The sequence below is a fragment of the Kitasatospora purpeofusca genome (assembly GCF_000718025.1).
In the GTDB taxonomy this organism is placed as follows: domain Bacteria; phylum Actinomycetota; class Actinomycetes; order Streptomycetales; family Streptomycetaceae; genus Kitasatospora; species Kitasatospora purpeofusca.
In genome coordinates this window covers 75,707-88,634 of the sequence record NZ_JODS01000028.1, presented here as the reverse complement: position 1 = coordinate 88,634, position 12,928 = coordinate 75,707, and the positions used below count along the sequence as shown (strand labels likewise).

At 74.9% G+C, this 12,928-nt stretch carries 10 protein-coding genes; 4 read left to right on the top strand and 6 right to left on the bottom strand.

Annotated features, from left to right (window positions below; all coding sequences use genetic code 11):
- Positions 1-9 precede the first annotated feature (9 nt).
- Positions 10-1,008: an esterase/lipase family protein gene (locus tag IF01_RS0131020; protein WP_375341009.1), complete on the top strand. Its 999-nt coding sequence runs from the start codon at positions 10-12 to the stop codon at positions 1,006-1,008.
- A 139-nt stretch (positions 1,009-1,147) separates the two neighbouring features.
- A complete protein-coding gene (locus tag IF01_RS0131015; protein ID WP_063764340.1) occupies positions 1,148-2,326 on the top strand; it encodes a hypothetical protein in 1,179 nt (392 codons plus the stop codon).
- Here the strand turns inward: IF01_RS0131015 and IF01_RS0131010 are convergent, their stop codons facing one another.
- Together IF01_RS0131010 and IF01_RS0131005 are read right to left on the bottom strand one after the other, a co-directional pair.
- Positions 2,327-2,908 carry a HutD/Ves family protein gene (locus IF01_RS0131010; RefSeq protein WP_030396911.1) on the bottom strand — a complete coding sequence of 194 codons (582 nt, stop codon included), beginning with the start codon at positions 2,906-2,908 and terminating at the stop codon, positions 2,327-2,329. It lies immediately after the preceding gene.
- Positions 2,909-2,984: 76 nt separating this feature from the next.
- On the bottom strand, positions 2,985-4,250 hold the full coding sequence (locus IF01_RS0131005) for an MFS transporter (protein ID WP_030396910.1): 1,266 nt from the start codon (positions 4,248-4,250) through the stop codon (positions 2,985-2,987).
- Positions 4,251-4,366: 116 nt separating this feature from the next.
- On the opposite strand from IF01_RS0131005, the gene IF01_RS0131000 reads away from it, so the two are divergent.
- Positions 4,367-5,545, top strand: coding sequence for an ROK family protein (locus IF01_RS0131000; RefSeq protein WP_037781810.1), 1,179 nt, complete (start codon positions 4,367-4,369; stop codon positions 5,543-5,545).
- 144 nt (positions 5,546-5,689) lie between these two features.
- Positions 5,690-6,796 (top strand): PLP-dependent cysteine synthase family protein, encoded by a 1,107-nt coding sequence (locus IF01_RS0130995; RefSeq protein ID WP_030396908.1) that lies wholly within the window; start codon positions 5,690-5,692, stop codon positions 6,794-6,796.
- 59 nt (positions 6,797-6,855) lie between these two features.
- On the opposite strand, the gene IF01_RS0130990 is transcribed toward IF01_RS0130995, so the two are convergent.
- The 4 genes from IF01_RS0130990 to mscL all read right to left on the bottom strand — a co-directional run bounded on the left by IF01_RS0130990 (position 6,856) and on the right by mscL (position 12,795).
- On the bottom strand, positions 6,856-9,255 hold the full coding sequence (locus IF01_RS0130990) for a right-handed parallel beta-helix repeat-containing protein (RefSeq protein WP_030396907.1): 2,400 nt from the start codon (positions 9,253-9,255) through the stop codon (positions 6,856-6,858).
- A gap of 444 nt (positions 9,256-9,699) precedes the next feature.
- Positions 9,700-10,578 carry an MOSC domain-containing protein gene (locus tag IF01_RS0130985; RefSeq protein WP_037781784.1) on the bottom strand — a complete coding sequence of 293 codons (879 nt, stop codon included), beginning with the start codon at positions 10,576-10,578 and terminating at the stop codon, positions 9,700-9,702.
- Positions 10,579-10,917: 339 nt separating this feature from the next.
- Complete coding sequence (locus tag IF01_RS51610; protein WP_051756539.1) at positions 10,918-11,721, bottom strand: DUF6643 family protein; 804 nt, start codon at positions 11,719-11,721, stop codon at positions 10,918-10,920.
- A 612-nt stretch (positions 11,722-12,333) separates the two neighbouring features.
- Positions 12,334-12,795: a large conductance mechanosensitive channel protein MscL gene (mscL, locus tag IF01_RS0130975; RefSeq protein ID WP_037781782.1), complete on the bottom strand. Its 462-nt coding sequence runs from the start codon at positions 12,793-12,795 to the stop codon at positions 12,334-12,336.
- Positions 12,796-12,928 lie beyond the last annotated feature (133 nt).

Below are 12,928 nucleotides of genomic sequence, written 5' to 3'. Positions count from 1 at the left end.
AGGCAACCGTTGAGAACCCCACTTCTCCGCTCCGCCGCAAGGCTGTTGCGCCGCAGGCTCCTTGGGGCCACTGGTGCGGCGCTCCTGGCCGGTGCGCTGCTCGCCGGCACTCCCGCCGGTGCGGCCCGGGCGGCGGACGCGACCCCCACCGCGCCCGCCGCCGCTGCCCCCGCCCCGGCTTCCGCGGCTGAACTCCCGCCCGACGGCGACACGGTGGCCTCCCCGCCCGGCGCCAACGACTGGACCTGCCGGCCGAGTGCCGCCCACCCGAACCCGGTGGTCCTGGTGCACGGCACCTTCGCCAACCGGTACGAGAACTGGCTGGTGCTCTCGCCGCTGCTGAAGAGCCTGGGCTACTGCGTCTTCGCCCTGGACTACGGCACGGTCCCCGGCATCACCTCGTCCGGCAGCGGACTGCTGCTGCCGATCGGCGGGCTCGCCCCGGTCGCCGACTCGGCGGCCCAACTCGCGCGCTTCGTCGACCTGGTGCGCGGGGCGACCGGCGCGGCCCAGGTCGACCTGGTCGGCCACTCGCAGGGCGGCATGCTGCCGAACTACTACCTGAAGTTCCTCGGCGGCGCGGCCAAGGTCGGCAAGCTGGTCGCCCTCGCGCCGTCCAACCACGGCACCACGCTGGACGGCATCACCAACCTCGCCCCGTACTTCCCGCGCGTCGCCGAACTGATCTACACGGCCTGCGCGGCCTGCCGGGACCAGGCGGTCGGCTCCGACTTCAACCGGCGGATGGCCTCCCGGCCGGACACCGTCCCCGGCGTGCGCTACACCGTGATCTCCACGGTCTACGACGAGGTCGTCACGCCCTACCGGAGCCAGTTCCTGGACGGTGCGGGCGGTGCCGGTGCGGCGGCCGTGGACAACGAGGTGGTCCAGGCGCACTGCCCGCTGTCGCTCGCCGAGCATGTGGCCGTCGCCTTCGCGCCGACCGCGCTGCACCTGGTCACCAACGCGCTCGACCCGGCCCACGCCACACCGGTGCTCTGCGGCTGAGGCCGCCACCACCGGTGCCGCTCAAGGCCGTTGCCGCCGCGTGGGAAGTCGGACGGGCCGACTTCCCGCGCGGCGGTCCGGTGCGCCGGGTGTCGGTGGGGGCGGGGATACTGCCGTGGACCGAGGACAGGAGAGTGGCGTGGGTTTCGTCGACGAGGTGCCGGTGCCGGTGTCGGAGGACTGGGCGGACTGGCTCGTGTACGCGCGGGTGCTGAGCGAGGCCGGTGATCCGCGGGGGGAGGCGATCCGGCTGGAGCACCGGGGGGCGCCGGCCGACGACCCGGAACTCGCGGCGCTGTACCGGCAGGTGGAGCGGGACTGCGGGCTGGACGGCCTCCGGGCCGACGGATCGTGGCGGCTCGGCTGGTCCCGCGGCTTCCTCGACACCGCCGGGTTCCGGCTGACGGAGGGGACCGGCCCGGCGGACGGGACCGCTCGGCGGCGCCGGGCGCTGGTGGTCCGGCTCCTGGCGGAGCTGCCGCACGGCGGCGGCCACGACCCGGACGACCCCGAGCAGTGGGAGGCGGCCCTGGTCGACGTGCTGCTGCGCCACCCCGCCGCCGGGCGGCTGCGCACGCTGGAGCTGCGCCTGACGGACCACCACCACTCGGCCGGGCGCGCCGCCGCGGCGCTCGCCGCGCGGCGGCGGCCCCGGCTCGCGGAGCTGTACCTCGGCCACCACTACGACACGCTCTTCGAGCTCCACCGGACCTCGACCGGCCGCCCGCTGGAGGTCGAGCGGTACCTGCACGACCCGGTGGTCCCGCACGAGGCGGGCCGGGCGCTCTGGCCCGCGCTGCCCGCCCTGCGCAGTCTGGAGCTCGAAGGCGCGTTCCTGTTCGACGACGTGGTGCACGAGGAGCTGACGCACCTGCGGACCAGGGGCGCGGTCTTCTCGGACGGGTCCCTGTTCGGGACGTCCACGCCGGGCCTGGTCGCGCTGGAGGTGGAGATCGACGACGACGTGCACGGCACCGTCGGCAGCAACCTCCAGCTGGAGGAGCTCGCCCCCGCCGGGTACCCCCGGCTGCGGCACCTCGACCTGGGCGCGGCGACGTTCGAGCCCGAGGAGGCCGGTGACCTCGTCGTCCTTGCCGAGCACCCGCTGCTGCCCCAACTGGAGAGCCTGACCGTCCGGGAGCTGGTGATCGAGGACACCGACGCGGAGCGGGACCCGCTGGCGGTCCTGACCGCGCTGGTCCCCCGGTTCGCCCACCTCGAGCTGCGGGTGGCGGGCGCCATCGAGGTCGAGGGCGCCGAGGGAGGGGAGCTGGAGCGGGTGCTCGCCGCGCTGGGACTGGGGCCGGACGCTCGCTAGCTAGTCGACGGAGACGCGGAGCGTGAGTACGGCGGTGGTGCCGGCGGGGTCGAGGGTGTGGGTGGCGGGGGCGGTGAGGAGGGCGGCGTCGTAGTGGGTGAGGGTGGTGGCGTCGTCGAGGTCCGCGGTGCCGGACAGGCAGACCAGCAGCACGGTGGTGCCGGCGGCGACGACGAGCGGCCGGGGCTCCGTCGCCAGGGCCAGTTCGGCGGTGGCGCGGCCGCGTCGGGTCATCACGTTGAAGTCGACCAGCGGGCCGCCGAGCAGCCGGCAGTCGGTGGCCGCGTCGCCGGAGAAGGCGAACGGGCGGAACGGCGCGTCGACGACGTGCTCGGTGCCGTCCACGGTCAGGGCCATCCCCGGGCCCTCGACCAGGGTGATCACCCGGTCCACCCCGGGGAAGGCGGAGAAGGGCCCGGCCGACCCGACGTCGGCGAGGCTGACCCGCCACTGGAAGTCGTCCAGCCCCGAACCCGCCGGGTAACCGGCGACCTCCCTGGTCACCCCGCCGCCGTTGCGCCAGGCGGTGGCCGGGCGTTCGGCGGCGCGGAGGAGCTGGACCGGTCCGGTGCTGTTCGTCATGGCGCGATCCTCGCACGGGCCCGGAGGCGTGGGGGAGCCGCCGGTGAGCCCTCCGTCCGGCGGGCCGGCGGGCGGCTCAGTGCCGCCGGACGGCCAGCGGGAGCAGGGCGGCCACGGCGGCCGCGACCGCGACCGTGGTGAGGGCGAGCGGCAGGCTGGTCGCGTCGGCCAGGAAGCCGATCACCGGCGGGCCGATCAGCATGCCGCCGTACCCGAGCGTGGAGGCGAGGGCGACACCCCGGGGGCCGCCGGCGGCACCGGCCCGGGCGATGGCGAGCGGGAAGAGGTTGGCCAGTCCGAGCCCGACCAGCACGAACCCGGCCAGGGCGAGCGGGACCAGCGGGGCGAGCGCGGCCAGCAGCATCCCGGCCGCAGCTGTGAACCCGCCGAGCAGCATCACCCGGTTCTGCCCGAGCCGGACGGACAGCCAGGTGCCGCCGATCCGCCCGGTGGTCATGGCGAGCGCGTAGGCCACGTAACCGGCGGCGGCCGCCTGCGCGCCGGCCTGGACGTCGTCCGTCAGGTGCACGGTGGTCCAGTCGGCTATCGCGCCCTCGCCGTACGCGGTGCAGAACGCGGTGAGGCCGAGCAGCAGGACCAGTACGCGGCCGGCGCCGGCGGCGGTGCGGCCGGAGGGGGCCGCGGTGGTGGACGCGGTGGTGGACGCGGTGCCGACCGGTCGCGCCGCGGGGCTGCGGAGCAGGGCGGCACCCGCGAGCGCGGTGACCGCGAGGCCGAGCAGTCCGGCGATCGCGAGCCACTGGGCGGCCGTCAGGGTGCCGGCGAGCAGGCCGCCCGCCCCGGCGCCGAGCAGGCCGCCGAGGCTGTAGCCGGCGTGGAAGCTGGGCATGACGGGGCGCCCGAGCTCGCTCACGATCTCGACGGCGGCGCTGTTCATGGCGACGTTCGCGCCGCCGTAGCCGGCGCCGAAGAGCAGCAGGACGCCGCCGAGCGCGGGCACCGAGTGGGTGTGCGCGGGCAGCGGGACGGAGACCGCGAGCAGGACGAGCGAGGCCACGGTGATCGGCCGGGAGCCGTACCGCAGGCAGAGCCGGCTCACGAGCGGCATGGTGGCCACGGCGCCCGCCGACACGCAGAGCAGGGCGAGGCCGAGCGCCCCGTGCGAGGCGCTGACCTGGTTGCGGATGTCGGGGATCCGGACGACCCAGGCGGCGAAGAGCAGGCCGTCGACGGCGAAGAAGGCGGTCAGGGCGAGTCGGGCGCCGCCCCAGGAGGAGAGGGCGGACGCGGGGAGGGTGCGGGATCGGGCGCCGATGCTGCGAGACTGGGGGGACGGCCGGTCGGCGGGGGCATGGGGACGAATTTTGTTTCGGAGCGGCACAAAGTAAGAATAGGGACGTGCAGCTCTCACCTTCAAGTCCGAAGCCCGGGACCGGGGCCGAACTCGACGCGCAGCGCGACGCCCACCGCCGCGCGGCCCCCGACCGCGGCCGGACGCTGCTCGGTCCGGCGCTCCAGCTGATCCACACCGGCCAGACCCCGACCCGCTCGGCCCTCACCCGCGCGCTCGACGTCACCCGGGCCACCGCCGGCGCCGTCACCGCCGAGTTGGAGGCGCTCGGGCTGATCACGGTCGACTCCCGCCCGGCCGGTGGCGGCCGCGGTCGCCCCTCGCACCGGCTCGCCATCGACCCCGCGGGCCCGGTGGTGATCGCCGGACAGATCCACGCCGACGGCCTGAGCGTCACCCTGGCCGGCCTCGGCGGACTGCTCGACCCGCCGGTCCACCTGCCGCTGCCCGCCGCCACCGACCCGGTGCGGATGCTGCGCGCGGTGGCCCAGGCGGGCGCCGAACTCGCCCGCGCCACCGAGCGCCGCTGCCTCGGCGCGGCGCTCGCCCTGCCCAACCCGGTCACCGAACCGGACGGCACCGCACTGGCCGCGCTGCACTTCGCCTGGCCCAGCGGCACCCCGGTCGCGGACCTCTACGACGTCGAGGTGGGGCGCGCCGAGCACGGTCCGGGGGCGTTCGACCCGCTGCCCACCTCGATCGCCAACGACGCCAACCTGGCCGCCCTCGCCGAGTACCGGCACGGCGCCGGACGGGGCGCCCGGCACCTGCTGCTGGTCACCTCCGGTCACCGCGGGGTCGGCGGCGCGCTGGTCATCGACGGGCGGCTGCACACCGGCAGCGCCGGGCTCGCCCTGGAGGTCGGCCATCTGACCGTCGATCCGCAGGGCCGCCCCTGCCCGTGCGGCAACCGGGGCTGCCTCAACTCCGAGACCGACCCGGACGCGCTGTTCGCCGCGGCCGGTCTGACGCCGAACCGTGGGCGGCCGCTGCTCGACCAGGCCGGTGAGGTCTGCCGGGCCGCCGCCGTCGACGAGCGGGCCCGGGCGGCCGTGGAGCACGTCATCGACCGGCTGGGACTCGGGCTCGCCGGGGTCGTCAACATCCTCAACCCGGACCGGGTGGTGCTCAGCGGGCTGCACCGGGACCTGCTGGAGGCCGCGCCGGACCGGCTGCGGGCGGTGGTGGCCGACCGCAGCCTCTGGGGGCGCAGCGGCCGGGTGCCGATCGTCGGCGCCGAGCTGGCGCACAGCGCGCTGGCCGGGGCGGCGGAACTCGGCTGGCGCCCGTACCTGGCCGACCCGCAGTCGGTGCAGGTGGGGTGACTCCGCTCGGGGGCCCGTGGCTTCGGCGGTCGATAAGCGGAGCCTGGGGCTTCGCATAATGTCACTTATCGTGACACTCGTACACTCGTAGTGAGCACATCGGAGGGGGGCTTCGAAGAACTCGCACGAGGAGAGTGGCAGGCCATGGGGACCGAACCGACCGTCGACGTCGACCGCACCGACCCGGAGTACCGGAGCTGGCTCAAGGAGGCGGTCCGCAAGGTCCACGCGGACGCGAACCGCTCGGCCGACACCCACCTGCTGCGCTTCCCGCTGCCCGCCGAGTGGGGCATCGACCTCTACCTCAAGGACGAGTCCACCCATCCCACCGGCTCGCTCAAGCACCGGCTGGCGCGCTCGCTCTTCCTCTACGGGCTCTGCAACGGCTGGATCCGCCCCGGCAAGCCGGTCATCGAGGCGTCCAGCGGATCCACCGCCGTCTCCGAGGCGTACTTCGCCCAGCTCGTCGGGGTGCCGTTCATCGCGGTGATGGCCAAGTCCACCAGCCAGGCCAAGATCGACCTGATCGAGTTCCACGGCGGCGAGTGCCACCTGGTGGACCGGCCGGACGAGGTGTACGAGGCCTCGGCCCGGCTCGCCGAGGAGACCGGCGGCCACTACATGGACCAGTTCACCTACGCCGAGCGGGCCACCGACTGGCGCGGCAACAACAACATCGCCGAGTCGGTCTTCGCCCAGCTGCGTCTGGAGCCGCACCCCGAGCCGGCCTGGATCGTGGCCACCGCCGGCACCGGCGGCACCTCGGCGACCATCGCCCGGTACGTCCACTACATGCAGTACGACACCCGGATCTGCGTCGCGGACCCGGAGAACTCCTGTTTCTTCGATGGCTGGGTGCGGGAGGACCCGGACGCGGTGTGCGACCGGGGTTCGCGGATCGAGGGGATCGGCCGGCCCCGGATGGAGCCGAGCTTCGTCCCCGGGGCGATCGACCGGATGATGAAGGTCCCGGACGCCGCCTCGATCGCCGCCGTCCGGGTGCTGGACGGGGTGCTCGGCCGCAAGGCGGGCGCCTCCACCGGGACCGGGCTGTGGAGCGCGCTGCGGATCGTCGCCGAGATGCGGGCGGCGGGGGAGCGCGGCAGCGTGGTCACCCTGCTCTGCGACCCGGGCGACCGCTACCTCGACAAGTACTACGCGGACGAGTGGCTGGCGGGGGAGCGCATCGACATCGCGCCCTACCGGGCCGGACTGGAAGCCTTCCTGGCCGGCGGAGCCTGGACGGGCTGACGGGCTGACGGGCTGACGGGCGGCTGACGAGTGGCGCCGGCCCCCACCGCCCCCTTCCGCTACGGCAGTCGGGGCGCGGGAAGGTCGGTGGGGACGAGCAGCTGGAGGTCCTCGGTGGACGGGTCGTCGAGCTGCGCCACCCGCATCGCGTGCCGCTCCACCATGGTCTCGAAGACCTGGCGGGCGGTCCGGCCGTTGCCGAAGGTCGGGCCGCGCTCGATGCCGGCGAAGTGCTCCAGCAGCGCCAGCGCGGTGGCGTCGGCCAGCGCGTACTCGTGCTCGGCGCACTGGGCGCGGGCGATCTCCAGCAGCTCCTCGGCCGTGTAGTCGGGGAAGGTGACGGTCCGGGAGAACCGGGAGGAGACACCGGGGTTGGCGGACAGGAACCGCTCCATCTCGGTGGTGTAGCCGGCCACGATGACCACCACCTCGTCCCGATGGTCCTCCATCAGCTTCACCAGGGTGTCGATCGCCTCCCGGCCGAAGTCGCGGGCGCCGTCCTCGGGGGCGAGCGCGTACGCCTCGTCGATGAAGAGCACGCCGCCGCGGGCCCGGTCGAAGGCGGCGGCGGTGCGGATCGCGGTGGAGCCGATGTGCTCGCCGACCAGGTCCACCCGGGCCACCTCGACCAGGTGCCCGCGCTGGAGCACCCCGAGCGAGGCGAGGATCTCGCCGTAGAGCCGTGCCACCGTGGTCTTGCCGGTGCCGGGGGCGCCGGTGAAGACCAGGTGGCGGCGGAGCGAGGGGGCCTTGAGGCCGGCCTGCCGGCGCCGCCGGCCGACCGAGATGAGGTCGATCAGGGTCCGGACCTCCTGCTTGACGGTGGCCAGGCCGACCAGCCCGTCGAGTTCGGCCAGTGCCTCGTCGGCGGGCCGGCAGTCCGGGATCGGCCCGATCACCGCGGGCGCGGCGGAGGCCAGGGAGCCTGCGGAGGAGGCGAGTTGGGCGCGCGGCCCGGGAATCTCGGTGGCCGGTGACGGCAGCGCCGCCACATCGTCCGAGGTGCAGCCCTCCACCACCGGTCCGGGCTCGGAGAATTCGAAGCCGGCCCGCTCGTTCTGCTCGGCCCGGCACCGCGTCAGCACCGTGCGGCAGCCGTCGATGATGTGGAAGCCGAAGCCCTTGCCGTGCGAGACCCGGCAGTCCTCGAAGGTGCCCCGGCCCTGGGCGGAGACATAGACGCCGGCGTCCGAGCCGGCCCGGACGGTGCAGTCCCGGAACACCGGGTCGGCGCCCTTGGTGACGATCACCCCGGTCGCCACGTCGGAGATCTCGCACTTGGTCAGCAGGCCGCCGCTGCCGTGGTCGCGGAACCACAGCCCGGTGCCCGCCTCCTGCACCCGGCAGCCGCTCAGCGTCACCGTGGCGCCGCCGCTGACCGACACCGCCGAGCTGCGGATCCGGCTGAAGGAGCAGCCCTCGGCGACGGCGGCGGAGTCGCGGTCCAGGACGAACAGGGCGTCCGGCAGGTCGTGCAGGGCGCAGTCGGTGAGGGTGAGCCGGGCGCCGTCGCTGACCCACAGTGCCGGGTACTCGCCGTTCGAGCCGTGGATCTCGCAGGACTCGGCGCTCGCCTCGGTGCCCTGGTCCCAGACCGAGAGCGCGCCGCGCCCGAAGTCCCGCACCGTGGAGTGGGCGAGGCTGAGCCGGGCCCGGCCGCGCAGGTCGGCCGCGTTCTCCGGCAGGTCGTGCACCCGGCAGCCGGTCAGGACGAGTTCGGCCTCGCTGTCGAGGGTGAGGCCGTTGCCGGTGACCCGGTGGATGTCGCAGTCCACCAGCCGCCCGCCGGCCCGGTCCTCGGCCTGCACCCCGCTGCCGCGGATCTCGTAGATCTCGCAGCCGGTCAACTCGGCGGCGCTGCCCGGGTCGGAGAGCAGGACGCCCGCGCCGGTCGCGTGGTGCACCCGGCAGCGCTCCAGCGCGGCGGTCGCGCCACCGAGCACGGCGAGTCCGGCCTGACCGGCGGCGGACACCTCGCAGTCCTCGAACGCCGCCGCGGTGCCCGGTCCGCGCAGCCGCAGGCCGAGCCCGTCCGGGTTGGCGACCACACAGCCCTTGAGGGTCGGCCGGGCGCCGTCGACGACCTCGATCCCGGCGGCGGAGCGGGTCTCGACCCGGCAGCCGGTGAAGGAGGGGGCGGCGTCCGCGCCGGACACCAGCACGGCGGGGGAGGACCGGTCGCTTCCCTCGATCACCAGGTCCCGGACGGTGGCCGAGGCCGTCACGGTGAGCGGTACGCCGCCGGGAGGGTCGATCCGGACGGTGCCGGGGCCCTGGGCGGGGACGATCGTGACCGCCTTGTCCACGACCACGTTCTCCCGGAAGGTGCCGGACCGCACGGTCACCGTGTCGCCGGGTTCGGCGGCCGCCAGGGCCTCGGTGAGCGTGTCGTACTCGCCGGCGCGGCGCCGCCAGCGGGATGCGCTGTCCTGGGTGACCCGGACCCTGTGCTCAGCCATGACGGTTTGTTGTCCCCACCTTCATCGAGCCGGCGATCTGCGGACCGGACGCACGCGGGCGCCGTTCGCCCGGACGCGGCGCACGGGGTGCGCGGGTCGTCCGCCCACCGTAGCGCGCCCGCACGGATGCTCCCGCCGTTCCGCACTGCCCGGTGGCGGGCGGGGCCGGGTGCCGTCGCGGGTTCACCACATGCTTCAACGAGTGCGCACAGTTCCGGTTCCGGGACGCGGGTGCGCAAGCGGCCGGGGGCCGGTGCGGCGCCGGTGGGGGAGCGGCCGGTTGCGGGGCCGGCCGGGAGCCCCGGGCAGGGCACCCGCGCGCGGGTACCGGCGCGTGGGCGCCGGCCCCGTGCGCCGGGAGCGCGCGGTCCCTCCCGGTGTCGGACGGCCGCAGCGGCGTTCCGCAGCGGCCGTCCGAGGAAGCCGGCCGGGCGGGCCGGACGGTCAGACCAGTCGGTCGGACGGCCACTCCATGCCGTCCTCCAGGACCTCGACCTCGTCGCCGAGCCGCAGCGTGCCCAGCACGTCGCCCTCGACGCCCGCCGGCCGCTCCGGGATCAGGTTCTGCCCGAACGCGGCCTTCTTCAGCAGCCGGTGGTGCTTGGCCAGGGTGCGCAGCGGCTCCGGGCCGCGCCGCTCGCCGCTCTCCTGGTCGGTGGTGGTGACCACGCAGCGCCCGCACGGCTTGACCACCCGGAAGGTCAGTCCGCCGATCCGGATCCGGCGCCAGCCGTCCTCGGCCCAGGCGTCGCTGCCGGAGACCACCACGTTGGGGCGGAACCGCTCCATCGGCAGGGTCTCGTGGCCGTCCGGGTGCGCCTCGGCGATCAGGGTGTTGAGCTCGGCCAGCGAGGCGGTGGTGGTGAGCAGCAGCGGGAAGCCGTCGGCCATCGAGACGGTGTCGCCCGGCGAGGAGAAGCCCGGGTCGACGGGCCGGGCGCGCGGGTCGTCCAGGTGCACCAGCCGGTAGTCGCCGAGCTGCTCGGCGATCCACAGCTGGGCCTCCTTCTCGGCCTCGGCGGCGTGGAAGCGGGTGCCCCAGACCTCGACGTCGGCGAGCTGGTCGCCGACCGCGACCGAGGGGGCGGGGATCTCGGCGCGGGAGCCGCCGGGCGTGGTGAGGACGAGGGCGCCGGTGGCGGTGAGCTCGGTCCGGACCTGGCCGATGGCGGGGTTCTCGCGCTGGCTGACGAAGCGGCCGGTGGCGTCGGCGAGCATCCAGCGGCGGTCGCCGGCCAGGCCCCACGGTTCGACGAGCGCGCTCTCGGGGCTCAGACGGTACATGGACTTGACGGGGTAGACGTGGAGTCCGGTGAGCTGCATACCTCCATCCTGCCAGCCCCGCCCGAACCGGCCGCGGGTGAGTCCTGCCTCGCTCGCGGACCGGTGACCGGAACCGCGGCCGGAACCGCAGCCGGAACCGCGACCGGAACCGCGGCCGGAACCGCGCGGCCGGAAGCCGCCGGGGCCGGTGCCGCGAGGGACTGCCCCGACACGCTGCCCGAACGCGCACGGACCGCCCGGAACGCCGGCGTGGGGCCGGCGTTCCGGGCGGTCCGTGGATGACCCGTTTCTCCGTACGCCCGGCGTCGTTCGGTGCGCGCCGGGTAGTGCTCAGGTGGTGCGGGTCCGGGCCGGGTGGGGGTCCGGCCCGGGGTGGTGTCAGTAGCCCTGCGCCTGCGGCTGGTAGCCCTGCTGGTACTGGCCGTGCTCGCCGTACGGGCCGGGCCGCTGCGGCTGCATCGGGCGGACCGGGGCGACCGGGGTGACGGCCGGACGCAGCTGGGCGCCGCCGAAGGACTGGTCGGCCGAGCCGCCGAAGCCGCCCTGGTGGCCGCCCTGGCCGCCGAAGCCCTGCGGACCGCCGAACGACTGCTGGCCGCCGAAGGACTGCGGGCCGCCCTGGGGCTGGCCGGCCGCGCCGTGCTGACCGGCCGGCTGCGCGCCGAAGGTCTGCTGTCCGCCGTTGCCGCCGACGAAGGTGTTCTGGCCGCCGAAGCTCTGGCCGCCGGAGGGCTGGTACCCGCCGGTGGAGGCCTGGGTGAAGCCCGGCGTCGGGGCCTGCGGGCGCTGGCCCGGCAGGTAGGGCTGCGGAGCGCCGTACCCGGGGACCGCCGGCTGGGGCGCGGCGGCGTACGCGGGGGCGGGCTGCGCCGGGATGTACGTGGTGGCCGGACCGGAGGGGGTGCTGCTCGGGCCGGGGCCCAGGGCGAGGCGGGCCGGCGGCAGGGCGGGGAGGTTGCCACCGGGACTGTCGTACCCGGAGCCGTACCGGTTGTCGTAGGACTGGCCGGGGAGGCCGGATCCGTAACCGGTCGACAGGGCCGGCGGCAGGGCGGCCGGCACATTGATGGGCGCGATCTGCGGGACACCGCGCTCTGCGACGAGGCTGTCGTAGATGGGCGTGCCGGAGGAGAAGGACGGAGAGGGGTAGCCGACTCCGTCGTAGGAGCGGGGCGAGGTCATGGGGCATACGGTAAGCCCACAACGAGCCTACTGAGGAGACTGGGAGGCGGAGCAGTTCGAGTGTTTACACAAGCTTCGCTCGAACAAAGGTTTCGAAAGTAGTAAGAACGGACAAATTGGCGATGACTTCAGGCCACCCGTTGCCCGCTCCGGGAGCTCGAACGGGGCCCGGACGCGGCCGTCGAAGCCCCGTGCGGTGACGGGGCGGTGGACGGTTCGGGCACTGCCGAAGAAACTTCTGCGGGCAGGGCGCGTACCGGCGCATCCGAGCCCCCGCCGACAGCGCGGCGGGGGCTCGTGAATGTTTCGGGGATAAAGTCCCCATCAGAGCATTCGCGGGGTTTGTCCGGGCCTCGGAAGGGCCTCGGAGGGGCCGGGGCGGGGTCCGGGGCAGCCCGGGAGGTGCCGCGGCCGGGCCGTTCGGGACCGCTCGCGCCCGGACGGGGCCGCTGAACGCCGCTGGAACGCCCCCGACTTGCCCCCGACGTGCCCCGGACTCGCCGCGGCCCGGCCCCGACCTGCCGCCGGACCGCCCTCGGACCGCCCTCGGACCACCCCCGCGCGGTCGCCCGGTGGTCACCGAACGGCCACCGGGCTGTGCTCCGCGTCCGCTCAGTGCACCGGGGCCGGCCGGGGAGCGCCGCCGTTCTGGGCGGGGAAGCCCGGCAGTCCGGCCACCTCGGAGGTGCAGAACGAGCAGCGCACCGCCGCGACCGGGATCCTGCTCAGGCACTCGGGGCAGTCCGCCTTGGCGACCGGCGCCGGCTTGTCGCCGTCGAGCCGCGCCTGGAGCCTGCCGACCGGAACCACCACGATGAAGTAGATCACCGCGGCGACCAGCAGGAAGCTGATCAGCGCGTTGACGAAGACGCCGTACGGGAACCGGGTGCCGGCCACGTCGAAGGTCTTCAGGGTGAAGTCGCCGACCGCGCCGGTCGCCACCCCGATCAGAGGGGTGAGGAAGGCCGTCACGAACCCGGTGACCACGGCCGTGAAGGCCGCGCCGATCACGATGCCGACCGCGAGGTCGACGACGTTTCCACGCAGCAGGAAGCTGCGGAATCCCTTGAGCACCGGGAACTCCAAATCCGTACGGGGGAAGGTGGGATGGGACCACGGGCCCCGGCCGGACATCCTGCCGACCGGGGGTGCCCGCGGTCCAACCGCGTTCACCCGATCCGCGTAACGGCGACGCGGCCCGGTGCGG

Excerpts from the sequence above, each read along its gene's own strand:
- IF01_RS0130990 (WP_030396907.1), bottom strand. The coding sequence starts at position 9,255 with ATGGCTGAGCACAGGGTCCGGGTCACCCAGGACAGCGCATCCCGCTGG.
- IF01_RS0131010 (WP_030396911.1), bottom strand. The coding sequence starts at position 2,908 with ATGACGAACAGCACCGGACCGGTCCAGCTCCTCCGCGCCGCCGAACGC.
- IF01_RS0130995 (WP_030396908.1), top strand. The coding sequence starts at position 5,690 with ATGGGGACCGAACCGACCGTCGACGTCGACCGCACCGACCCGGAGTAC.
- IF01_RS51610 (WP_051756539.1), bottom strand. The coding sequence starts at position 11,721 with ATGACCTCGCCCCGCTCCTACGACGGAGTCGGCTACCCCTCTCCGTCC.
- IF01_RS0130985 (WP_037781784.1), bottom strand. The coding sequence starts at position 10,578 with ATGCAGCTCACCGGACTCCACGTCTACCCCGTCAAGTCCATGTACCGT.